At 43.1% G+C, this 24,005-nt stretch carries 24 protein-coding genes and 1 pseudogene; 4 read left to right on the top strand and 21 right to left on the bottom strand.

From position 1 onward, the window contains the following. Nucleotide 1: 1 nt before the first annotated feature. Nucleotides 2-1,030 carry an IS110 family RNA-guided transposase gene (locus AC5JQI_RS04350; RefSeq protein WP_493913861.1) on the bottom strand — a complete coding sequence of 343 codons (1,029 nt, stop codon included), beginning with the start codon at nucleotides 1,028-1,030 and terminating at the stop codon, nucleotides 2-4. Nucleotides 1,031-1,266: 236 nt separating this feature from the next. Further along, nucleotides 1,267-1,719, bottom strand: a pseudogene (locus AC5JQI_RS04345) (transposase); the annotation flags it as partial. Nucleotides 1,720-2,063: 344 nt separating this feature from the next. Here AC5JQI_RS04345 and AC5JQI_RS04340 point away from each other — a divergent pair. After that, nucleotides 2,064-2,681: a phage repressor protein CI gene (locus AC5JQI_RS04340; protein ID WP_493913860.1), complete on the top strand. Its 618-nt coding sequence runs from the start codon at nucleotides 2,064-2,066 to the stop codon at nucleotides 2,679-2,681. 137 nt (nucleotides 2,682-2,818) lie between these two features. Here AC5JQI_RS04340 and AC5JQI_RS04335 read toward each other — a convergent pair whose 3' ends face one another. Continuing rightward, nucleotides 2,819-3,358, bottom strand: coding sequence for a GNAT family N-acetyltransferase (locus AC5JQI_RS04335; protein ID WP_493913859.1), 540 nt, complete (start codon nucleotides 3,356-3,358; stop codon nucleotides 2,819-2,821). Between the two features lie 112 nt (nucleotides 3,359-3,470). After that, nucleotides 3,471-4,136 carry a bactofilin family protein gene (locus AC5JQI_RS04330; protein ID WP_493913858.1) on the bottom strand — a complete coding sequence of 222 codons (666 nt, stop codon included), beginning with the start codon at nucleotides 4,134-4,136 and terminating at the stop codon, nucleotides 3,471-3,473. A 1,365-nt stretch (nucleotides 4,137-5,501) separates the two neighbouring features. Here AC5JQI_RS04330 and AC5JQI_RS04325 point away from each other — a divergent pair. Beyond that, nucleotides 5,502-6,317 (top strand): helix-turn-helix transcriptional regulator, encoded by an 816-nt coding sequence (locus AC5JQI_RS04325; RefSeq protein WP_323854034.1) that lies wholly within the window; start codon nucleotides 5,502-5,504, stop codon nucleotides 6,315-6,317. Between the two features lie 220 nt (nucleotides 6,318-6,537). Here the strand turns inward: AC5JQI_RS04325 and AC5JQI_RS04320 are convergent, their stop codons facing one another. Next, the gene (locus AC5JQI_RS04320; protein ID WP_237386207.1) at nucleotides 6,538-7,218 is read right to left on the bottom strand and encodes an epoxyqueuosine reductase QueH; all 681 of its coding nucleotides are present in this window, start codon (nucleotides 7,216-7,218) and stop codon (nucleotides 6,538-6,540) included. A 122-nt stretch (nucleotides 7,219-7,340) separates the two neighbouring features. Next, nucleotides 7,341-8,090 carry an SDR family oxidoreductase gene (locus AC5JQI_RS04315; RefSeq protein WP_493913857.1) on the bottom strand — a complete coding sequence of 250 codons (750 nt, stop codon included), beginning with the start codon at nucleotides 8,088-8,090 and terminating at the stop codon, nucleotides 7,341-7,343. 403 nt (nucleotides 8,091-8,493) lie between these two features. On the opposite strand from AC5JQI_RS04315, the gene AC5JQI_RS04310 reads away from it, so the two are divergent. Together AC5JQI_RS04310 and AC5JQI_RS04305 are read left to right on the top strand one after the other, a co-directional pair. Beyond that, nucleotides 8,494-10,101 carry an AMP-binding protein gene (locus tag AC5JQI_RS04310; RefSeq protein ID WP_493913856.1) on the top strand — a complete coding sequence of 536 codons (1,608 nt, stop codon included), beginning with the start codon at nucleotides 8,494-8,496 and terminating at the stop codon, nucleotides 10,099-10,101. Nucleotides 10,102-10,762: 661 nt separating this feature from the next. Beyond that, nucleotides 10,763-11,323 carry an AidA/PixA family protein gene (locus AC5JQI_RS04305; RefSeq protein ID WP_493913855.1) on the top strand — a complete coding sequence of 187 codons (561 nt, stop codon included), beginning with the start codon at nucleotides 10,763-10,765 and terminating at the stop codon, nucleotides 11,321-11,323. Nucleotides 11,324-11,351: 28 nt separating this feature from the next. On the opposite strand, the gene cobT is transcribed toward AC5JQI_RS04305, so the two are convergent. The 15 genes from cobT to AC5JQI_RS04230 form a co-directional block, all read right to left on the bottom strand. After that, nucleotides 11,352-12,434: a nicotinate-nucleotide--dimethylbenzimidazole phosphoribosyltransferase gene (cobT, locus tag AC5JQI_RS04300; protein WP_493913854.1), complete on the bottom strand. Its 1,083-nt coding sequence runs from the start codon at nucleotides 12,432-12,434 to the stop codon at nucleotides 11,352-11,354. Further along, nucleotides 12,412-13,056 (bottom strand): adenosylcobalamin/alpha-ribazole phosphatase, encoded by a 645-nt coding sequence (locus AC5JQI_RS04295; protein ID WP_493913853.1) that lies wholly within the window; start codon nucleotides 13,054-13,056, stop codon nucleotides 12,412-12,414. The genes cobT and AC5JQI_RS04295 overlap by 23 nt, the downstream gene beginning before the upstream one ends. Before the next feature lie 19 nt (nucleotides 13,057-13,075). Continuing rightward, a complete protein-coding gene (gene cobS, locus AC5JQI_RS04290; RefSeq protein ID WP_237387779.1) occupies nucleotides 13,076-13,834 on the bottom strand; it encodes an adenosylcobinamide-GDP ribazoletransferase in 759 nt (252 codons plus the stop codon). Then, nucleotides 13,831-14,376 carry a bifunctional adenosylcobinamide kinase/adenosylcobinamide-phosphate guanylyltransferase gene (gene cobU / locus AC5JQI_RS04285; protein ID WP_237387780.1) on the bottom strand — a complete coding sequence of 182 codons (546 nt, stop codon included), beginning with the start codon at nucleotides 14,374-14,376 and terminating at the stop codon, nucleotides 13,831-13,833. Before cobU ends, cobS begins: the two co-directional genes overlap by 4 nt. After that, complete coding sequence (locus AC5JQI_RS04280) at nucleotides 14,373-15,962, bottom strand: cobyric acid synthase (protein ID WP_493913852.1); 1,590 nt, start codon at nucleotides 15,960-15,962, stop codon at nucleotides 14,373-14,375. The genes cobU and AC5JQI_RS04280 overlap by 4 nt, the downstream gene beginning before the upstream one ends. Nucleotides 15,963-16,084: 122 nt before the next feature. Beyond that, nucleotides 16,085-16,822, bottom strand: coding sequence for a cobalt-factor II C(20)-methyltransferase (locus AC5JQI_RS04275; RefSeq protein WP_493913851.1), 738 nt, complete (start codon nucleotides 16,820-16,822; stop codon nucleotides 16,085-16,087). Next, the gene (cbiK, locus tag AC5JQI_RS04270; RefSeq protein WP_493913850.1) at nucleotides 16,822-17,610 is read right to left on the bottom strand and encodes a sirohydrochlorin cobaltochelatase; all 789 of its coding nucleotides are present in this window, start codon (nucleotides 17,608-17,610) and stop codon (nucleotides 16,822-16,824) included. The genes AC5JQI_RS04275 and cbiK overlap by 1 nt, the downstream gene beginning before the upstream one ends. Nucleotides 17,611-17,654: 44 nt before the next feature. Then, nucleotides 17,655-18,446, bottom strand: coding sequence for a cobalt-precorrin-6A reductase (locus tag AC5JQI_RS04265; protein WP_493913849.1), 792 nt, complete (start codon nucleotides 18,444-18,446; stop codon nucleotides 17,655-17,657). Further along, complete coding sequence (locus AC5JQI_RS04260) at nucleotides 18,443-19,168, bottom strand: precorrin-3B C(17)-methyltransferase (protein ID WP_493913848.1); 726 nt, start codon at nucleotides 19,166-19,168, stop codon at nucleotides 18,443-18,445. Before AC5JQI_RS04260 ends, AC5JQI_RS04265 begins: the two co-directional genes overlap by 4 nt. Next, complete coding sequence (gene cbiG / locus AC5JQI_RS04255; protein ID WP_493913847.1) at nucleotides 19,162-20,241, bottom strand: cobalt-precorrin 5A hydrolase; 1,080 nt, start codon at nucleotides 20,239-20,241, stop codon at nucleotides 19,162-19,164. The genes AC5JQI_RS04260 and cbiG overlap by 7 nt, the downstream gene beginning before the upstream one ends. Beyond that, on the bottom strand, nucleotides 20,222-21,010 hold the full coding sequence (locus tag AC5JQI_RS04250) for a cobalt-precorrin-4 methyltransferase (protein WP_493914602.1): 789 nt from the start codon (nucleotides 21,008-21,010) through the stop codon (nucleotides 20,222-20,224). The genes cbiG and AC5JQI_RS04250 overlap by 20 nt, the downstream gene beginning before the upstream one ends. Then, nucleotides 21,003-21,602, bottom strand: coding sequence for a decarboxylating cobalt-precorrin-6B (C(15))-methyltransferase (locus AC5JQI_RS04245; protein ID WP_493913846.1), 600 nt, complete (start codon nucleotides 21,600-21,602; stop codon nucleotides 21,003-21,005). Before AC5JQI_RS04245 ends, AC5JQI_RS04250 begins: the two co-directional genes overlap by 8 nt. Further along, on the bottom strand, nucleotides 21,592-22,221 hold the full coding sequence (locus AC5JQI_RS04240) for a cobalt-precorrin-7 (C(5))-methyltransferase (RefSeq protein WP_237387789.1): 630 nt from the start codon (nucleotides 22,219-22,221) through the stop codon (nucleotides 21,592-21,594). Before AC5JQI_RS04240 ends, AC5JQI_RS04245 begins: the two co-directional genes overlap by 11 nt. Beyond that, nucleotides 22,218-23,369: a cobalt-precorrin-5B (C(1))-methyltransferase CbiD gene (cbiD, locus tag AC5JQI_RS04235; protein ID WP_493913845.1), complete on the bottom strand. Its 1,152-nt coding sequence runs from the start codon at nucleotides 23,367-23,369 to the stop codon at nucleotides 22,218-22,220. Before cbiD ends, AC5JQI_RS04240 begins: the two co-directional genes overlap by 4 nt. After that, nucleotides 23,362-24,003, bottom strand: coding sequence for a cobalt-precorrin-8 methylmutase (locus AC5JQI_RS04230; protein ID WP_493913844.1), 642 nt, complete (start codon nucleotides 24,001-24,003; stop codon nucleotides 23,362-23,364). The genes cbiD and AC5JQI_RS04230 overlap by 8 nt, the downstream gene beginning before the upstream one ends. Nucleotides 24,004-24,005: the final 2 nt, after the last annotated feature.

Genomic DNA, 24,005 nt, shown 5'->3' with positions numbered 1-24,005 from the left:
GTTAATTCACGGCTTTCTTCATCATAAAATCAACATCATCCTTTAAAATTCGCCAGATAATACGCACCCGTTTGTTGGCCAAGGCGACGGTTGCCTTCATGAAGCCACAGCGGGCAATTAATTTTCTTAACCATCCGTCCAGAACATCCTCACGTTTTTGACAACAGCGCATCACCGCACGGGCACCGTGAATGATTAACGTTCGCAAGTGACGGTTGCCCTGTTTGGTCATGCCAGACAGACGGTTTTTTCCCCCGGAACTGTATTGGCGTGGAACCAGTCCACACCAGGCTGAAAGCTGACGACCATTTTGGAATTGTTCTGCATTGACTTCACTGACAAAAGCGGCGGCAATCAGTGGCCCCACACCGGGAATGGTCAGTAAATGGGCGTAACCCGATTGCTGGCTTGAAACGGCCTGAATGTCTTTATCCATGTTGTAAATACGGACATCAAATCGCTGCATATCTTCCTGCAACGCATGGAGAAGGCGGCGCAGAACAAAGGATAAGGCATTGTTTCCCTCTTCCAGAATATCAGGCAGGGCGTGCCGGAGTGGCTGAATGCCTGCTGGGATAACGCTCCCCTGTTCGACAAGCAATGCCCGGATTTGATTAACCAGGGCGGTACGCTGTTCTACCACGAGTTGCCGGGCACTGCGCAGAGCTTTGATATCCTGCTGCTCAACCGTTTTGACCGGAACAAAATGAATCCCGGGACGGCAGGCGGTTTCACAGATAGCCAGCGCATCATTGGCATTGTTTTTCTGATTTTTACAGAGTGCCTTGGCATACTGGGTCGGAATAAGCCGGACGGCATAGCCCATAGCCTGGAGCGTTCTTCCCCAATAATGAGCTCCCTGGCAAGCCTCCATCGCAATAAGGGTATTGGGCGGAAACGCCCGGAGTGTATCCAGCAATTTTTGCCGTGAGACTTTTTTGTTCCAGGCGATAGAGTTATCCGTTAACCAGACACAGACCTGGAAAACATGTTTAGCGAGATCAATACCCACCACTTTGATTATGTTCATGAGAAATACTCCCGAAATGCAATGTATTCAGTATCAAGTTAACGATGACACTGTTTGCAACTGAAGAGGGGGACGTCCATCACATCACTACAGCGTGAACGCCTGAGCACACTGCGGTTGTGGTTCCGCTGGCTGCTGCAACGGCACCATATTTTCTTCGTAATGACAGTCCTTTTTGTCACGCATATTCGTAAAAAAACGATTTATTAACCCGGTGTACAAATATATATTATTTGTTATGCAGCATATCGGATACAGCGATGCTGGAAATAACGAGCAACATGTTCAGATCTTTTCTGGAGCCTCATCATATGACTTCGAGTCTTTTTGACTAATTCTTGCGGACTTCTTGCCGGTGAAGAGGCTCGGATAGCATTTTTCAAATCACCATTAAGGTACTCATCCGGGTTTAATTCGGGTGAATAGGCAGGCAAATAAAACACTTCAATTCGGTTTTTGTGTTTCTCCAACCACTTTTTGACAAGCCGGGCATGGTGGACACGCAAATTATCCAGTATCACATAGACCTTACGATCGGCCTCTTTTATCAAGCGTTGAAAAAAATGCAGCAGCCTTCGGGCCGTCATCGTGTCGTGATACAGCATAAATCGCACACTGCCCCGATTATTAATCGCCGATATCATATTGAGAGAAAAGCGCGTTGCACAAATATCAACAACGGGCGTTTTTCCTCTGGGCGCATTTCGTCACCTCCCCAATATATTGCCCTTATCTTCGACAAATGATTCAATCATTCCAGCTGTTGGCCGAGGTTAATCTGTGCAAATTTTTCTTTCTCAGTATTCACCATATTTTCACTCAATGTTTCTTTTTCAACCTATTTCCGTCTATTCTCAACTATCCTTAATACCATTCTTGAATCACTTCGATACAAGGTATGTTTAAAGATTGAAATCTGGACGTTCATGATGCAATATCTCTCAATGGTTATCGGCGTAACCAGTCTGGGCCCACAAAAGATCTCAATATGAGAGAAAGAATGGGATGCTAACACCTACTATCTGTGCTATCAATGAAAAATAACAATGTTGAGATCAAAATGGGGGCCGATAGTGGGGGAAGACCCGCTATTGAACGTCTTGTCCGCGCGTATGGATTTAAATCACGTCAGGCCCTGAGTGACCATTTAGGCGTTTCCAAAAGTACGATGGCAAACCGCTATCTGCGTGATAGTTTTCCTGCGGATTGGATCATCCAGTGTAATCTCGAAACTGGTGCTTCACTGCTGTGGTTGAGCACGGGTCAGGGAGAAATGTTTCCAGATGGAGAAAGTGGCAAAACAGAACGGCTGGAAGATATAATTGCTCCGTCGATTTCTCGTGTAAAGCTATCGGGAGGTAAATTGAATGAAGCCACTCCTGTCATTCTGGATAGCGAATTAATTTCCAAGGAACTTGGAAATCCACTGGTTGTTGATGATGGTACTGCATGGTATTTGCTGGATACTCAGGAAGATAGTATTCAGGACGGTTTATGGCTGGTGGATATTGAGGGCATGCACAGCATCAAAAAGATTGCCAAAATTCCGATCAGTAAGATTCGGGTCAGTGATAATGATGTTACTTTTGATTGTGCAATCAGCGATATTCAATTCATCGGCCGCGTTGCTCTGGTTATTTCCAAACAGTAACGATCTGACATATTCCCGATAACTTTCAAATTGGGATTCAACCAGCAAAGCAATAGTTTGAAAGACTACGGATATAAAACGGTTTCCATCAAGGTTATCTCTTTCTATCGGAATGACCTTGATGGCATACAGCTTTACTATGAGCGTCGAAGCCGATACAAAACATGTTCTCTCAATGGATGGCCTTCTGCCAACCCCGGATGCATAAATGTTTTTTCGTCCCTTACCATACCCAGTTTTTTCATGACAATTTCTGAACGGTAATTAGAGACAGTAGTAAAAGCGACAATTTCTTCCAGTTCGGTTTCCGTAAAAGCAAAATCTAAAATTCTGCGGGCAGCTTCATAAGCATAGCCCTTACCCCAAAATGGTTTATCCAGCCGCCAGCCTATTTCAACAAAGGGGGAAAATGGAAATTCAATATTGGGAATATTCAAACCTACAAAACCAATAAATTCACCGCCCTGTTTTAATTCGATCGCCCATAATCCCCAACCATCCTGTGTTTCAAACTTCCGGATAATGTTATCAACGAATACGTTACTTTGTTCTTTAGTCAATGTATCGGGGAAAAACTCCATTACTTCAGGATTGCTATTTAAGCGAAAGAAAGGTTCTCTGTCTTCTTCCTTCCAAGCACGAAGGAACAATCTTTCTGTTTCCAATTCAACAATCACAATGCCTCCTTGAAATTCAGGGAAAATTAATCGGCAATAACAATAAAAACTGCCGGAAAATCATACCCATTTTCTGGCAGTAAAACATGGAATTTGATTTTACGAACAGTGATCAAGCGCTATTTTTAGCTTTTGATTTATCCCCTTGATTATCCTTGATCGAAACAACCCGCTCTATCTCAGGCTTTTTCTTATTCTCAACTTGCTCAGACTGTCCAACAAATAGCCCACCACGCCGAATTGACATGTTTCCACTGCGGCTGATTCCCCGTAATTCCCCATGTTCAAGAATATCCAAAGTTTCCGCACAACATGTCCCTTCGACATGACCATCAATAAAGATCTCAGGTGCGTTAAGTTCACCTTCAATTTTACCGGCATGCATAATACGAATGGCTCCCCCCTTCACTCGGATATTGCCGATGACTTTACCCCAGACCTGAATATCCCCTTCCATATCAATATCCCCCTTAAATACAGAGTTTTTAGCGATAATGGTATTGGGGCGAGCATCTGCAATAGGTGCTTTTTTCTCTTCTGTCTGTATTGGCGTGATTAGTGTAGTAGAGCTGGCAACAGGTGCCTCAGTTTTTTTTCCAAACATAGCTTTTATTCTCAATTTCATTTTTGTGAAGTAAAACACTAAAGCTAAAAAAGATAGAATTGCTGTTATGGCACAACTAAGATGATGATCATAAAGGTATAACCCTAAAGCAACACTCCAAAGAAGCCATACACTACATAAAATAGTGTTATCTGAAAAACGATACTCTTTCATATCTTTCTCGTTTTTTGGGTTTTTTCTTGTATTTCATTAAAAATATATCTCTGAGTTTTCCTCAGCGGATCATGGAAAAAAGCCAGTGAAAACACATCCTACTACTTTACTAGTATAAAAAACAAACTACTAATCTATAACAGAGGTATTTATAGCGTTATTACACGGATAACGCTGTTATTTTAGTTTAACACTCTGAATTATCATGAGATTATCTCACACTTACAAAATAAGAAAATCTAGCATGATAAATTTATTTTTCTATTTGTACTGATGAAACTAAATAACCTGATGAGTTAACATCAAATACAACACATCATTAACAAACCAGTATCATATATAACTACGTGGCAGAAATGACAGGGAGTAGCTAATAAGAAAGACAAATTTGGTGACAGATTATAAAATCATCGTGATGGTATCATGCCAACGTTAAATGAACCGTAAAATAGTTTTACTCTTTTTCTGACAAGACCCTATTAAATTAGCAAGACTAACATTAACTTTGTGTAAATCAGAATTAAAAAAAGTAGATAAACTATCAGAATTACACTTTTGGTATAGAGACCTTTTGGTATAAAGAAAAAGAAATGGTAACTAAACATAGATACCATTTTGTCTTTGAAAGGTATTACTGACTTTTAAAATATATCAACAGAGTCTTAATGTTAACTTTCTTAAGTAATTAAAGATAAAAAACAGCTAAAAATCTTTAAATATTACAGTCTCAAAGACACCTTTTTGTTAACTTACCACACAATACCAATATTAATTTAGTAACAATGAATTAGATTAGGACTTAACATTACCTATTCATCATACGTTACCAATATTTATTAGTATCCCAATGAGAATCAATTGAAAAAAACCTGCCATAAAAACATTAAAAAATCTAAATAAGACAAAAAACAAAGAGCTATAAACGATATTAATCTGTCTGAAAATGAGTAAATTAAGTAACTCAACAGACTAAAAAACATAAATATTCCTGAATGGTAATGATTACCATAAACCATTAAAAATAATTACATAAAGATTAAACAAGAAAAGACAAAAAACAAACAAACCGCAAACAAGTTTTTTTCAATCATATAAAGATATGGAGGGTAAATTTATATCAAAAATTTTTGCACTTAAACCTAACACAAATATTTATTTAGATATATAATACCCAATGTGATTTAATTGATGTTATGCATTAACTTTCAAGATTTTTCAATAATGTTTAAATCAGCGTTCGATTTTATCAACATAACCTGAAGGCTTAGAGAAGTTTTTTCAATATCCATTAACTAATAAAATAAATATACCATGCACTCATCAAAAAAAATGATTACTCATGATACGGAACATTAGGAGTATAAAATGAAAAGGACGACAGGATCAAATCAAAAGAGTATTTGTACTCTCCAATTAACCATACCAGATTTCAATATTCTGGAACATAAACAAAGAGGGCTGTATATTTTACTTGATGGTGAAATGGAGTGGAAAGATTGCATCAATACATATCATATCACATCGAATCAGATTCTTTTTACCCATCCGGGAAACTATGCGGCCAAAACTAATACGGAAAGTTGTCAGGCATTATGGATACCATTGCATATGGAGTTTCTGCGTAGTTTCTTAAAACGTTTTGGGTCATTACTGAGTAAAATAGAGCGGCAGGATTTTCCTGCTTATAGGTTGATCCCTTTTAATCAATCTCCCCTATTGACGGAAAGCATTCGTGGACTTGCCAACCTACTGGCTCATGATTCTCCCCCATCGTTAATTCAATTAAGAGTTGAAGAATTATTGCTGTTGCTTTCCTTAAGTAAACAGGGAACATTATTAATGTTTATCCTCAGGAAACTAAGCAATCGCCAAGTAGAACGTCTGCAAACATTTATGGAGACTCATTATCTCAAGGAGTGGAAGTTGAATGATTTTGCACGGGAGTTCGGCATGGGGCTGACTTCTTTTAAAGAATTGTTTAACAGTGTTTATGGCATCTCGCCTAAAGCGTGGATCAGCGAACAGCGCATTTTGTATGCTCATCAATTATTATTAAATAGCGACATGACTATTGCCGATATTTCAATGGAATCAGGTTTTTCCAGTCAGTCCTACTTTACTCAGAACTATCGCCGACGTTTTGGTTGTACACCGAATCGTGCCAGATATGGCAAAGATTAGTGATTCATATTACTGATGGATTTTAATATGAACTCTGATGAATCAATGCTATTCAGTTTTATGTAGCTATTTATGTTAATTGTGTATTGGAATGAGTTTTAAGTATCTAAACAGGATGAAATAGCATTATTATTTAGGGTCAATAATCAGACAATTGCTGCCTGCAAGCCATATTAAAATCGCTGGCAGGCACGAAATTTAAAATGGAAGGTAAACCAATTCAATGTGATTCGCGATCTTTTTTCTCGCTATCTGCATTGTAGAATATCGTACCCAATTTGATTCTTTCACGGCCAGTAGACAGGCGATGCCGATTAGTATCCCGAAGGGAATAAATACAGCCGCAATATTCCTGCTGATAGAACTCTTCACGTTTGCTGATTTCTATCATGCGGGAGGAACCACCACCTTTGCGCCAGTTATATTCCCAATACGTTAAATCAGGATAATGAGATGCAGCCCGAACACCGCATTCATTAATCTGCTGCATATTTTTCCAGCGGGAAATACCGAGCGAACTAGTAATTACAGGAAAACCATGTTCATGGGCATAGAGCGCCGTTCTTTCAAAACGCATATCAAAACACATTGTGCAACGAATACCGCGTTCAGGCTCGTTTTCCATTCCTTTAGCGCGTTCAAACCAATTATCACGGTCATAATCAGCATCAATAAAAGGGATGCCCATCTGCTGGGCAAAACGAATATTTTCATCTTTGCGCAGTTCATATTCTTTTAGGGGATGAATATTCGGATTATAGAAAAATATAGTGAAATCTATTCCTGAAGCCAACATAGCTTCCATCACTTCCCCAGAACATGGCGCACAACATGAGTGCAACAAAACCTTATTGTGTCCGTTTGGCAGTGGAAGCGAATTACGTTCATAGTTCAGTGACATAATATCCTTTACCTAGTTTAAACAATAAAAAATCAGGAAGAGAACATAACTCCCCTCCCTGTGTTTATTGGATAGCAATATTACCCTTTTCTTCCGCCTTACGACAATCTTTGTAAAGACAATCAGGCTTCCTGTACTTCTGGCAGGATTTGCCCACCATCAATTACAATTGTTTGCCCTGTAATGTACTTCGCTTCATCGGAAGCTAAAAAACAAGCTGCATAACCAATATCTTCCGGTGCCCCCAGCGTTCGCATTGGGGTTATGGTTTCAGCATAGTTGAGTAAATCATCGCCGAATGCCTGTAACCCTTCGGTCATAATCATGCCCGGCATAACAGCATTAATCGTAATGCCCTGACTCGCATATTCCAACGCAGCGCTGCGCATGAATCCCAATTGCCCTGCTTTACTGGCACCATAATGACTATAACCCGAGAGCCCTGTTATCTCACCAGTTATTGATGAAGTGATAACAACACGCCCGTAGCGCTGTTTTTCCATCACATTCAAGGCGGCCTGTACTAATAAAAACGTTCCCTTAAGATTAACTGTATGCACTAAATCCCAATCTTCAGCGGTCATATCTTTAATATAATGTTGTGGAAAAATACCCGCATTGGAACAAAGAATATCTAGCCTGCCATATTTTTCAACAATTCTATTAATCACGCTTTTACATGCAACCTGATCTTTAACATCAAGAAGAATAAAATCAACACCCAATTCTTTGGCAACTGACTCTCCCTTGATTTTATCCGTGCCTGCAATAATAGCTACGGCACCGGCTTGCTTTAACACTTTAGCAATACCTTTACCAATTCCTTTAGTTCCTCCTGAAACAAAAGCAATTTTTCCCGTTAAATTAAACATGATGGTTTCCTTTTATAAATAGGTTTTCATAATAGTGAGATGTTCAAGTTATGAGGCTTCCTTACTCCTCTACGCGCAAAGAGTAAGGAAACGTTCTACAATTATTGAATGCTATTTATTAGATGGTAGAGTTTTCTATCAGATTAAATGTAATTTTTCAGTCTATTTTTAAATAGTTAAACTATCAATCTCAATAAATAAAACTAGCATATTAAAAAATATAAAACATGGAGGAATATTTGAATGAAAGCCTTAAGTTTGGATATAAAATACATTGATAAAAAAATTCACCATGTATTATTATAAAATAATTCTACATCCAATGAACTTAAATTAATATGACATTGCTTATCTCATTGCTACCTATTATTTTCAACAACATAACAAAATAAGGTAAAAAAATATGAATCGTGATAATTCATTCTTAAATGAGTATGATGGCACAGCATTATCCCCTATTTTATTTCTCAAAAGAGCTGTTTTAAGCAATGGTGATGGCATTGCCATCATTGATGGAAAATATCGTTGGACTTGGCACCAATATGCCAGACGATGTGAAAGAATCGCGGTCTCATTACAACAAATGGGAGTTGAAAAAGGAAACGTAGTAACAGCCATTTTACCTAATATCCACGAATTACTTGAATTGCATTTTGCTGTCCCTTTAGCTGGTGGCATTCTCAATGCTCTGAGCACTCGGACAGATTCAGCAACATTAAATTTTGTCTTTGAAAAACTAAGTCCCAAGGTATTAATTCTTGATAAGAAATTTATTTCACTCTTAAACGATATTTATTTCAATAATCCAATTAAGATCATTATTATTGATGATAATAGTTCAATCACTCCAATATTTTTACCTGAACACGAACTTATTCATTATGAATCACTAATAACTGAATACACATCAAAGAGCTTATCATTTATTCAAATTAACGAACAGGAAGCTATCAGCATTAATTCAACTTCGGGTACCAACGGGCAACCCAAGCTGGTGGTCTATTCTCACCGAGGGGCCTTTCTCAATGCCATTTCAAACATTTTGGATTGGGATATGCCCAAAAACCCTATTTATTTATGGACACTCCCCATGTTTCACTGTAATGGATGGTGTTTTCCATGGACGATTGCCGCGCGAGCCGGAACACATATCTGTATGAGAAAATTTGATGCAGAAGAAGCCATCGAGCTTATACAGGAGCATAACGTAACTCACTATTGCGGTGCCCCGATTGTGCATTATTCTTTAGGAAAAATGGCTCAAAAGAATGGAAAACATTTTAATGGTCTCATTTCTGGCCTGATTGCCGGTGCCCCGCCAACGGAAATGATGTTCTCCCTATTGGATGACGTTGGCATCACAGGGACACATGTTTATGGTCTCACTGAAACTTATGGGCCTGTTGTGGTTTGTGAAAATAAGCATGAGTGGAAAAATCTGCCAAAATCAGAAATGATATTAAAGAAAATGCGCCAAGGAATTGTCTCCAATTTACAGGGGCAAGTTAGCGTTATTGATGAAGAGAGCAGACTAGAAGTTCCTTTTGATGGTAAAACCATTGGAGAGATTGCTATCCGTGGAAATATTGTCGCTTCTTACGATCCTGTGCGTCATGTTACACCGGAGACCACCAGCCAATGGTTTTACACCGGGGATTTAGCGGTCATTGATCCTGATGGTTACATAAAAATCATTGATAGGAAAAAAGATATCATTATTTCCGGAGGTGAAAATATTTCCAGCCTTGAATTGGAAAATGTACTATCCAGTTATCCGGGGGTTTTAGCCGCAGCTATCGTCGCGAAACCTGATCCGTACTGGGGAGAAGTCCCTCACGCTTTTATTGAGCTTAATGAAAATGTATCTGTAACGGAGCGAGAGCTGGACGACTATATTTGTACGATAGTTGCCCGCTTTAAACGACCAAAAGGATATACCTTTTTAACGTTGCCCCGTAATATCAATGGTAAAATAATAAAAGAACAGTTGAGAATACAAGTTAAAAACTAATCTTATAAGACAAATATACCCGATGGATTTCAATAGGCATAAAGTCCTTATATTTTCATTAATTCACTGTTAAAAGCATACTTTTGACTTTCTTTGGGTAATTTAGTAGATAAAATTATAAAAAATAATTATATATTCAGTTGGATTGTTTCAACACGCAACTTAAAATAACATTTATAAAAATAACCATGCTTTAAAAAATGTAACCAAGTTCTTTATTACGTGGATTTTTATCTATAAAATAAAAAACACTATAAATATAATTTCAAAAATAAAAAATAACAAAAAATTAACTTATCGAAACACAACAAAGAAGCTGCCTTAGCAATAATAATTAACAAATTAGCAACTTTAAAGACAACCAGTATAATTGTTTTTAATAAAGGTTATATGTTATATTTACTATAATAATATAATGAATAGGCCGTACACTGAAACAATTAAAATAAATATTATTGGTAATGAATACGTTTTAAATATAATTTAAAATCACTTTAACATGATAAATTTATTTTTCTGAAAGATTATTTTTATGGTTTTGATTTTATATTTATCTACTATTATATAGTCCGTAAGCAGCTTATAAGAGAAGTATGGGCCCAGTGTTATGTTGGTCGCATATAAATATATGCTCATAACGTTAACTAATAAGGGTACTATAATGAGAAACATCGATATACTGTTAGCGGTAAAAGCTGAAGAAATCATGCATGACTATGGTAGACTCAGCACCAATGTAGATAAACCTATTTTAATCCACCCAGAAAAACTCGTCAGAAATTATATACGTGTTTTACCTGAAGATGACGGTATTGTTTCTATTGAAAATAGCGTTGATCTCGTGATTAAAGCTGATATAGGCGATTCAATTCGCTATCTAGTAAGAACATTAAATGTTGAAACAGAGTATACCGCAGCTTTAGTCAGATTTGAGCCATTACAAGTAGTCCGTGACGATGTTGTTCCGATATTGAGTGTTCCGACTATAGAAGAAGTGACGAGACTGGTTCCTACTGTCGACTTAAGAAATACACTAGGCGGTATCGATTTTCAGAAACTAAAAGATTATCACTGGGTCACTAAAGTTAATGATTTGCCGAGTGTAGGTAAACAGAATTCAATTCCTCATCTCTGTGTTCTCGCAATCTATCAAAAAGACTCCCTGGAAGGTTATATCTCTATAGAACCAAACCTGGTTCTGGACAACAGGCTAGTATTGTAAGCCTTGGCAATAAAATGTTTAAATTGATTTATAGTTTAAAGGTCGCGCAAAGCGCGGCCTTTTTCGTCGTTGGTAAATTAATACCACTATTTACCAATTGCCCCATATGGCAATACATCGCACAAGCGGCATCAATCAAAGACATGGCAATAGCGGCACCGCTACCTTCGCCAAGACGCAAATCTAAATGCAAATAAGGTTGCAAGTTCAAATGCTGCAACGCCAGCGCTGCGCCTTTTTCTGCCGACATATGAGAAGGAATACAATAATTCCACACAATGGGTGATAACTGACAAGCCGCCAGGGCCGATGCATAAGACAAAAAACCATCAAGTACAATGGGTACACCAGAAGCGGCCGCACCCAGAATAACTCCCGTCATTCCGACCAGATCAAACCCTCCCACTTTTGCCAATACATCAAGGGCGTTGTTACGATCCGGCTGATTGACTGCGATGGCTTGCCGAACTATGGATTGCTTATGTCTCAAACGTTCAAGGGGTAAATTAGCGCCAAATCCAACTACATCACATGGATCACATTCTGTCAGAACACTGATCACTGCCGCCGCTGCGGTGGTATTAGCGATCCCCATTTCCCCCACGCCAAACACTTCCACTCCTGCTGCAACGCGCTGCTGCACTAACTGTGCACTTGCAAGCAATAACATTTCAGCTTGTTCATAATTCATTGCAGCTTCCTGAGCGATATTGCCGCATCCCCGCGCAATTTTCAGAGATAACAAATGTTCAATCGGTTCACAGTCAATGCCAATATCTACAGGCAAAACGCGAGTACCGCTGTTTTTCGCCAGTACACACACACCCGTCAATCCTTTCAGCATATTGCGGGCTTGTATCGCAGTGACGTTTTTAGGTGAAATAGCGACCTCTTCGTCATAAACACCATGATCGGCACACATCACAATGATCTCTTTTTGCAGGTTTCGCAGTTCACTGATGCCTGACATGCCGGATAATTGTATTGCCAACGTTTCAAGCCGACCCAAACTTCCCAATGGTTTAAGCAAACGATCAATGTGTTGCGACGCTTTGTTCATCTTCACCTGATTCAGGGGCTGAATTGCATTAATCAATGAGTTGAGAGTCATATTCATCCTTCGAACAATATTCCATCTGAGAATTAAATGCATTCAAGGTAATAACCCCGGCATGATTATCAACAATACTGTAAGTCCCCTGCTGAAAGGGGAAAGACCACATGGCTTCTGTAGGTAATTGCAGTAATTTAACAAGAAGTAATCCCAAAACTCCCTGATGTGCAACAATCAAGTGATTTTCCGTGGCTATAGAAGAGCGCAATACTTTGGTGTACTCCTCTACCCGTTCTGAGAAATGTTTGAACGATTCGCCTCCAGTCGGACAACCATTCTGCCAATCCGCCAACCAGTGTGACCAGGCTAGTGGATCGTCTTTCGCAATGTCTGCATGATGACATAGTTCCCATGCCCCAAAATCCAACTCATTGAGACGATAATCGCTATTTATCTTTGGTAGAGAGGGTATGCTTGACGGAGAAATGATTTGTGCAGTTTGTATTGCCCGTTTCATTTCACTACAGTGAATGGACTGGAAGGTAATGTTCTTCAACGAGTCTGCGATTTGCTGTGCTTGATTTATGCCCGTTTTTGTTAAGGATAAATCGGTTTTACCACAAAAAATACTATCAATATTGGCTTGTGTCTGCCCATGCCGAACGAGAAAAAACCGCATCTGATTATTCTCTCCATATTCATTGCCAAATCATCGCGACCAAAAAAATGACTTCTCCCACTTCAATTGCGGCACCCAGCGTATCGCCAGTTTGTCCACCAAGACGATTATTGAAATAGAGAGCCATTCCATAAACAATGAGCAGTGTTACTGCCATTGCCGTTAATCCCTGCCAATTTCCCAGAGCCATCACTAATATCGAACCGATCAATAAGGTCAGCATAGTAGAAGAAGCAGTGACTCGACCAATATAGCTGCTTCCCATGCCTCCATGTTCGCGGGCATAACGTTGCTGATACATAAAAAGCACTACGACTGTACGCCCGACAATTGGTGCGCACGTCAGTAAGGCCAGTAGGTGAAGGGGAGAATAGTAAGAAAGATCTATGACAACCAATGTTTTGGTTAAAAGACAGAAAATTAACCCAATACCGCCATAAGTTCCAAGCCGGCTATCACGCATAATCTCCAACATTTTTTCTCTCTGGCGGGCAGAAAAAATGCCATCACAAGTATCCGCCAATCCATCTAAATGTAACCCTCCCGTAAACAGAGCTAATGCCAGTACATAACTAATCGCACCGATATATACTCCCCCGCCAGAGTAAGTGATGGTGAGGAAGAGCAAACCAGACACTCCCCCAATAATCAGGCCAATCAGCGGAAAAGTCGGAATACCACGCCAATATTGCGATAAATCAACACCTTCAGCCCATTTTTCCGGAACAGGGATACGTGTCATAAACTGTACTGTGGCCCAAAAGAGATTCAATTTCATTTAATCTTTACTCCAATGCCTGAAACCATCAGCCAGACTTCTTTTGCTTCCTTTGCCAATTTTTGGTTGGCTCGCCCGGCGATATCAATAAAATGGCGTGCCAATCGATTTTCAGGTGTGATACCCATTCCCAATTCATTGGTCACTATATATACCGGCATCGGGCATAACAAGCTGGCATTAATCAGGTTATCTATCTGACGATGAATAAATACTTCTAATGAGACAAAATCAATCTCATCAGGTGAAGCACCATCTGACAGATCAAACAATAAGTTAGCAATAAATGTTGTGATACATTCTAGTATAACCCCTTCTTGAGGTTGGCGGTGCTGGCGGATCACAGCCGCTAAATTTCGATGACCTTCCCAAGTCCGCCAGTGTGCCGGGCGTTCCTGTTTATGCCGTTCAATGCGGATGGCCATCTCTTCATCTGTAATTTGCGCAGTGGCAATATACAATACCTGTTCGCATTGTTCAGCAATCAGGCGTTCAGCGTGGGAACTCTTTCCACTGCGCGCACCGCCTGTTACCAAGATCATGAGGTGATCACCCCCTGTAAGACCTCATCACACAATACGCTCCTTCCTCTCAACAATTCGTACTCACGCATCAATTGATAGATCCGTTCAATATCCAGATGTTCACGCATACTGGCTGCCAAAATGTTGAACTGTTTTTCTTTATGCCGGGCATAATTGAAAGCGGCATTTTCCAATGGAACGCCGCCCTTACGTATACGAAGCTGATTCAATAGCGGGCGCGTGAAAGAATTTTGATCAAACAGACCATGCAGATAACTTCCCATTACCGAACCATTTTGAGTAACAGCACCATCAAACCAGATTTTTTCTTCACCATTGTACAGATGCATTTTGGCGAAAGGCATTGCTTGCTCACCAAGCCGAGTTATCCCCATATGAATTTCATAGCCTGCGATCGGCTGCTCGCTACATAAATTCAATATGCCTGATAAAGCAGGCATCACAACCCCCCTGACCTGCGCCGTCTGCTTTTGATGGGCAAATTGAGTTTCAGTATCCAATAACCCCAAACCTGCCATCTGGGTTAAGCCTGATTCCACCTCATCCACAATCTGTTTTCCCAACATTTGGTAACCACCGCAGATCCCGATAATTGCGATTTCTTGCTGATGAGCGCTGATAATCGCCTGATCAAGCCCCTGAATTTTTAGCCATGCCAAATCACCCAAGGTATTTTTACTGCCGGGCAGGATGATCAGATCCACGCCATGAAGCTCAGAAGGCTCGGAAACATAACGCAGATGCACATCCGGTTGTGACGCCAGCGCGTTAAAATCGGTAAAATTGGCAATATGAGGATATTTAATGACGGCAATATGCAGATAATCACCTGACTTATGTTCCTGCTGATCGTATTTACCCACCTGCAAAGCGACACTGTCTTCATCCTCCAGATCAAGATCCAGCCACGGCAAGACACCCAAGATAGGCACTTGCGTCAGCGCTTCGATCTGATCAATGCCAGATTGCAACAACGCCAGATCACCGCGAAATTTATTGATGATCACGCCCTTGACCCGTGCTTTTTCCTCCGGGCTAATTAAAGCCAGCGTACCGTAAATAGATGCAAATACACCGCCACGATCAATATCTGCCACCAGAATGACAGGTGCATCCGCTAATTCAGCCATTCCCATATTAACAATATCACGGTCACGAAGATTAATTTCTGCCGGACTGCCCGCTCCTTCCAACACCATAATGTCCGTTTCCGCCGCAAGGCCGTTATAAGCTGCCAAGATCTGCTGAAGCAATCGGGGTTTATACTCGTGATACTCCACCGCATTCATACTGCACATCACTTTCCCCATAAAAACCACTTGCGCCTTGCGATCACTGGTGGGTTTTAACAACACGGGATTCATACGCACATCCGGCGCAATACCTGCCGCTTCTGACTGAAATATTTGCGCTCGCCCCATCTCTTTTCCATCTGGGGTAATACCCGAATTAAGCGCCATATTCTGTGATTTGAAAGGAGTGCAGTGATGACCATCCTGCGAGAATATCCGGCAAAATCCCGCTACCAGCACACTTTTTCCTACATCAGACGCAGTTCCTTGAATCATCAGCGATAGTGTCATTGTATATTCTCCCTTGTTGCATACAGGCTAGTTTCACTGAGGATGGCGAAAAGTTCTTGCCCGGTCTTATACAGGGGTAAACAGGTTTCACCATGTACTTTTAGCAGCCATTGCTGGGCCAATCACTGCCAGTTTTTATTAATCAAAATCGTTGAGAAATACGATAGTGCCTGTTCATCGGGAGACAGCGTAGCAAGATCGCGCCAGCACTGTTCTGTTGGCAAAGTAGCATCCGCCATCATCAGGGCATGTTTCAGTAGATTGTGACGACGCAAAATGTCACGTATCCGGGTAAAGCGTGAATAGACTTTCATCAGAACAATACAGTCATGATTAACCAATGCCTGTTCCAAAACCGTTTCAGGAGCCGTACAGGAGACAACGGCCAAAGTTTGGCTTTCCATCGCCAATGGTATACCACTGGCTGCGGCAATAGCAGAAAACGATGTGATCCCCGGTACAATTTCCAACCACGGGGGGATTTTTATCTGTTCCGATACCGTTCGCTCTAAAAGAAAGACCCACGTACTGAACAACATGGGATCACCCAAAGTGACAAATCCGACTTTTCTGCCATTGGCAACATCCTCTTTCAATGTTTGGGCTACTTCATCCCAAACCGCTTCTTTCGCAGCCCTGTCGGCTTTCATTAAAAAATGGTAAGTACAGATTTCAGTTGTCGGCGAAAGATATTCTGCAATGATGGAGTGAGCGAGGCTTTGAGTCCCTTTTTTACCGGTTGGGGTATAAATCACGTCAAGCTCAGAAAGAATACGCGCAGCCCTCACGGTAATCAGGTCACTGGCACCGGGACCTACGCCCATGACATACAATTTTCCGGCATTCATTTTTCCATCCATCAGGCTTTCTCCCCGTCATTGATCACGTGAGCAAGGTGATCCACAAACATCTGCCGGATCATTGGATTTTCACCCAATCCCTGCAACCAAGAAATAGCGGTAATGCCAGCATTCTCCAACTGAGATTTCCAAGAGTCTTTTTCATCTGAAGCCATGTCATTGATAGCATGATCCCCTGCCACCAGCATCAGTGGCATCAGGTGGACTTTGCGGATTCCTTTATCTTTTAATCCCTTGATGAGTAAGGGAAGTTCCGGGTAACTCTCTACCGCTCCCACCCGCGCAGGGAAAGAGTAATGGCTCATCAGATGATCCAGGCAGGCATAAGCAGAAAAAGCATGATGCGTTGTTCCGTGCCCCATAAATACGACACATTCATTCTCCGCCATTCGGGGAAGCTGGTGGCGCAGTGCCCGCATCAATTGCACGTAATCGTTGAAATGACTGAGCAGCGGCTCACCCAAAACCAATCGTTTAAAATGGGGTCGGAACTTCTCGGCTTCATAAAGTACCTTTTCATATTCATCACCCTTGATGATATGCAGGCATTGAATAGCAACATCGCTATAGCCAGCGTGATGCAGTCGGGTGAGTGCGTCATGGGGAGTATCGATGCGGATGCCATCGCGCTGGCGTAATTTGCGGATGATCATGCCGGAAGTAAATGCCCGAAATAGATCTCTGTCGGGAAAAACAGATGCCAATTGCTGCTCACAGGCTTCAATATTATTTTGCCGTGTTTCTGGATAACTGGTTCCGAAACTTATCACCAATAATGCTTTTTTCATTTTGCTTTTCCTTATTGGTTATCTATATTGAAAAATTCGCCAACCTATTTTTGCCAAGTGTTTCGGGCTAACAAATGTTCCATTTCTTCCAACCCATTGACCTGTGTTATCCCTTCACCAACAAAAGGATAATCTGGACGACAAATCACGATGCAAGGCAACCCAAGGGAAAGGCACGGCTCAATTTTTTCTTTAAATCCCCCCTGTTCACCTGATTCCTTGGTGATAACCACTTCTGCCTGACAAAATTGGTAAAACGCCCGATTGAAATCAGCGCTGAACGGGCCTTTCAGGGCAAAAATCTGATCGACGGATAAACCCAAGGATTCACACATCACCAGCACTTCTGCTGTCGGCAATACACGAGCCAGCACCGTTTTTCCCTTCAAGTAAGTTAAGTAATCGGCTAATTGCTTACTGCCCGTGGTCAGCAAAATACGTGAACCTAAGCGAGATGCCACTTCACATGCCTGTTCAATAGTTGTCACCTTATGGATGAGATCATGCTCAACGGCATCAATATCGCTGGGGCGGATATAACGAATGAGAGGAACCCCCAATTTTTGGCTCGCGCTGGCAACGTTTTGGCTCAATCGTTCTGCATAAGGGTGAGAAGCATCAATCACCATACCCGTACCCCGCTGTTGCAGGTCTTTGACCATGCCTTCTGACTCCATCCGGCCAATGACAATTTCACCGCGAATTCCTTCCGCCTGCTGTGCTCCCGTTGATGTTGCCACCGACAAACAATAATCCATGCCTGCAATATCCATCATCTCGCAAATTTGGCGGGCATCACTTGTGCCGCCAAAAATATGGATCAATGACCGTTTCATAGTTTGTACCCTCTCGGGGTTATCATTAACCCATCGCGTATGTAGGTTGATTGATTGCCCACAATCACCAGACTGCGCATGTCAACGCGGGAAAAATCCATTTCACCGAAGGTCGTCAGCCATTTATCCTCATGCTTGCGCCCTGCGGCTTTCACCACCCCAACAGGTGTTTCTGCCGATTTCCACGGAGCCATCAGGGAAAATGCCCGCGCCAAATGTTCTTCGCGCCCCCGGCTGCGCGGATTGTAGAAACAGACCACAAAATCCGCTTCAGCCGCCGCTCGCACTCTCTTTTCAATCACCTCCCACGGTGTAAGCAGATCGCTCAGGCTGATATGGCAAGAATCATGCATCAAGGGTGCGCCAAGCAAAGCCGCACAAGCCGTACTTGCTGTCACACCAGCCACCAGCCTGACTTCCACATTGCGCTTTTGTTGACTGACCAATTCCAGAATCAACCCCGCCATGCCATAAATGCCCGCATCACCGCTGCAAACCACCGCAACATTTTTACCCTGTTCTGCCAGATCAATAGCCGTCTGACAGCGTTCAATCTCTTTGCACATACCGGTTTTGATAATTTCTTTATCGCCTACCAATGGTTTCACCAAATGGGTATAGGTTTTGTAACCCACCACGATATCGGCAGCTTTCAACGCGGCAATCGCTTCCTGCGTCATCATGGCTTCGCAGCCCGGCCCAATTCCAATGACAGTTAACATGGATGCAATACTCCTAATGTGATGGTGACTCCCTGCTCACGCAGGGTATGACCAACCAGGTGTCCTTGGCTCATCAGCCAGGCTACAGGTTGGGAGACACAGCCTATGCCCACAGTTTTTCGGACAAAATCAGAAGCAGGAAATGCCTGTTCACACTGGGCAAGCTGATTTACGGAGAAGATTTGGAACGGAATCTGACGCTCTTCTGCCAATTGAATTAATGCAGGTTCTGATTTCTTTAACTCCACACTGCCAATGGCTTTCAATGCCAGCGGATCAAAACTGTGCTCAACCAGATGGCGTTCCAACAATTGTGCTACCCGTTCAGTTTCGATGCCACGCCGACAGCCGATTCCTGCGACAATGCGGCGAGGAACCAGTTTAAACGTTGGGATCGCCAGCACCAGCCTTTCCTGCTCATAGCTGACGTACACCAAGGCATCCAGTTCAGGCAGGCAATTAAAATCGTCAACCGGAATAAATCCACGCGTATCGTAGTGATCTTTTTCACCACGCAATGCGGGATGCCACCAAATACCTACCCGCCGACCATTGACCAGCATTTGATTGACAGTTTTGATATTGGCGCGGAAATTTTCCATTTCCCCGTCAAGTTGTTGAGATAACATATCCAGTGCCGCGAGTTGGTTAACATCTGTTGCAGTAGTAATAACCGCCTGACTATCAAGAACATCCGCGATCTGCTGTGCAAGTTCATTGGCTCCCCCTAGGTGCCCGGACAGCAAACTAATGGCAAACTGCCCTTTTTCATCCAGCACCACAACCGCAGGATCGGTCATTTTATCCTTGAGCAACGGCGCAATAACCCGAATGGCGATCCCCGTCGCTCCAATCATGACTAACGAGTCATATTGAATAAATGCTTTGCGTACCGTATTGGAAAAAGTGTTATCAAAAGCAATGAATCCGGTTTCCACCAATTCAGGAGAAGTAAAACAATCCATCTCCAGATAAGAGCGCAAGCGGTGTGCCAACGCAATACCGCCTGCGGTCAGGCAGAATAAGGCGCAGGCTTTTTTAGGTACTGATTTTTCAGGCGCGGCGGTATTCATGGCTGAACCTCGCGTCATACAGTTTTGAATAGTGAAATTCTTCTCCAAGAAAAGCACCTACCAAAATCAGGGCTGTTTTGCGGATACCGGCACAGCGTACCTGTTCTGTAATGGTCTCCAATGTACCACGCACTATCTGGCAGTCCGGCCATGTCGCCTTATAAACCACGGCAACCGGTGTTTCCTGTGGATAACCGCCTTCAATCAATCGGGCAACGACACCCGTGATATCCTGCACCGAAAGGAAGATCGCCATTGAAGTCTGATGGGCGGCAAAGGCTTCCAGCGTTTCCCGTGGCGGCATGGGGGTTCGGCCTTCGATACGGGTAATAATCAGGCTTTGCGCGACTTCGGGGACAGTATATTCCACCCCCAATTGTGCAGCAGCGCCAAGAAATGAACTCACCCCCGGCACAGAAACAAAACCAATGCCTCTCTTTGCCAGTTCTTCAGCCTGTTCACGAATAGATCCGAACAACGACAAATCTCCCGTTTGCAGGCGAATGACCAACTTACCTGCGTTTACACCCTTCACCATCGAGTCGGTGATTTCCGCTAACGTCATCCCCGCACTGTCATGGCATTCAGCATCCGCCCGACAATATTCCAGCAACTCCCGATTAATCAGCGATCCTGCATAAATCACCAGTTGAGCCTGCTGTAACAATTGATAGCCTTTTAAGGTAATCAGGCTCTTATCCCCCGGCCCTGCGCCGACAAACCAGACTTTTTCAGTATCAAAATCGATATGACCAATATGTTCAGACATCATCCTGTTCCTCTTGCCAGTACACTTCTTGTTCGGAACCTTTCCGGCAGGCAATCAAATAAGTCGGATTGTTGGGTTTGAAATAATGTCCTTGCCCCAATGCAGTCAGTTCCCCCACTTGAATTTCACGTCCGTCCAGCGATGTCACCTGACAGGTTTTCAGGTGTGACCATGCCTGCGTGAAGTTTTCCAGCAGGATAAAGGTCATCACTAAACGACCGTCCTGATTCAGGTGCGCGAGCGCCCAATCAATCATTTCAATAAGATGTCCGCCAGTCCCGCCAATGAAAATGGCATCAGTGGAATGAGCTAATGGCACAGGAGCCGTGCCAGACTGAATACGCACCGCATGGCAACCAAAATGCCGGATATTCTCAGCAATCAGCGACAAGGCTTCCTCTTTGCGTTCAATGGCAAGGATATCCAACGCGGGATAACGCAGTGCAGCTTCAATACTGACGCTGCCTGTACCCGCTCCGACATCAATAAAGTATCTGGCTTTCTCCAGTTCCAGACGCTCCAATACCAACGCCCTAATCGCTTCTTTGGTCATGGGGATGCGATGACCGCGCAAAAACAGTTCATCTTTCATTCAGGATCACCACTACATTCAAGCCATAATGAATATCGCCACGCTGGGCGACCTGCTCCGCGTTTAAACAAACAATCCGCTCATTTTCCTGCGATAAATTTTCACCAATCACCATGTGACGCTGCTGCCCATGTGCCAGAATTTCTTGTGCGATCCGGTAAGGGCCAACCACCTCATCCGTCACCATCGCAACTTTTTCATGTTGGAGCAGCCAGTCAAAATCCGGCTTACGCCCGTGACTGCTGGTGAGATAGATGTCGTTCATGTCCAGCAGAATACGGGCGCATAAATATTGGATTGAGCTGATGCCAGAAATGATGCGGACATTTTCCCCTCCGACGTTCCGGGCAGAAAAATGCGCCGCAATCCGTTTGCCAATGCCATAAAAGAGGGGGTCGCCCGAAGCCAGCACTACAATTTGCCGGTGTTGATGCTGTTCAAGCCACAGCATCAATCCATCCATATCAGCATTCACCCGGCGGGTTTCACCGCTGAAATGAGGAAACTCGGCAAGATGACGTGCCCCACCCACCAATACTTCCGCCTGCTCTATCGCATCCAGTGCGGCCAGTGTTTGGTTTGCTGTATCTCCGGGACCAATGCCAACGACGGTAATCATCGGAAGTCCTCCACGATTTCATTTACTGACCGATTACAGCCCAACACTTGATTATCAAAAGAAAACAGAATGGCATCACACTGAGGCTTACTACTGGCGAAACGCAGCATTTGATCGATACGCCAGCAGATTTTCCGGGCAATTTGTTGGAATACCGCCTGCCAGCCTTGTTCGGTAATTAATTCAATGGCGGCTTCAGTGGTATCACATTGATCCACCGCCTGAATCAATTCAAAAGGGGCACCCATCAAAGCCAGATTTGCGATCAGCGTTTCCATGCGTGCATCGGCAATGTGACTATGGGTATGAAAAATACCTGAAGCGATTTTCACCAGCTTGCCGACATGCCCCACCAACACCACATGGCGGAATTCCAAACGTACCGCTTCTTGCAACATATATCCGACGAAATTGCTCATCGTGACGACACAATTCCCATCAATACCCAATTGCTGGCTGACAAAACGTTCACCATGATTTCCCGGTACGAAAATAATGCGCTCCATCCCGTCGGCTCGCTTAGCCTCCAATTCAAGTGCCAGAGAACGTTTCCAGCTCTCTTCCGACATTGGTGTCACGATGCCTGTCGTACCAATAATCGAGATCCCTCCCTTAATCCCCAGTCGGTCGTTATAAGTCTTCTTCGCCCGTTCTTCCCCTTCTGGCGCAAAGATCACAATATCCGCTCCCCGAAGTGGGCCAATCACCTCCCGTACTGCTTCTTCAATAGTATGCCGTGGCGTTTTATTGATGGCAGCCCAACCAATGGGCAAACCAACTCCCACCCGCGTCACCCTGCCAATACCCTCCCTGCCATCCAACGTAATTACGCCGCTGTCATTCAGGACAACGCGAGCGAAAATCAACATGCCATGAGTTGCATCCACATCATCTCCACCATCTTTGCGGATAGCGGCTATCGCTTGTTGCCCTTCGATCAACGGCTGTTCGACATTCAAGGCCAATGTGACACCAGAAGGCGTAACAATCGAAACTTGATGAATAATCTGCTGGCGCAAGATCATCAACGCAGCCACCCGTGCTGCGGCTGTTGCGCAAGATCCCGTGGTATAGCCCTTGCGGTATTGTTTTCCCCTGTGCCAGACCGTACCGAGACCATCTGTTTCAAGGCCGTTGATCTCATTCATCCCGCACCTCAGGCATCCGATAAAGAATGGCGTTGATAATGGCGGCTGCAATATTACTTCCCCCTTTTCGCCCTCTCGCGGCAATACAACTCAGCCCGCTGTCAATAAGGGTATTTTTGGATTCTTCCGCACCAACAAACCCAACGGGGACACCGATCACCGCAATCGGGGAAAATTTATGCTCCATCAGACGGAATAGCGCGGTCGGGGCATTACCAAAGACAAAAATCTTTTCCCCTGACTCTTGCAGGGCAAGATCTACTGCTGCCATTGAACGTGTGATTTGCTGACTTTTTGCCACCTGAATGGCTCGGGGATCGCTGATATAACAGCAACATTTACTGCCATATTGGGCCAAGCGCGTTTTATTGATACCGGACAACACCATGGTGGTATCGGTATATAACGTACAGCCCCGCAAAATACCGTCTCGGATAAAATGCAAAACTTCAGGGGAGAAATAGAGGATATCGAGCCAATCAAAATCGGCAGTGGTATGGATCACCCGTTTGATTATCGCTTCCTGATCTTCATCCACAAACCGATAATCAGGGCGTAACTCGCAAATAAGGCGAGTGATAATCTCAAAACTATTACGTTCAATCTGTTGTGGTTGTTGGGTATAGTTATTCATTT

The sequence above is a fragment of the Xenorhabdus sp. XBWT genome (genome assembly GCF_059072735.1).
The sequence above is the reverse complement of the archived record's forward strand: the minus strand, read 5'-3'. Positions and strand labels throughout refer to the sequence as shown.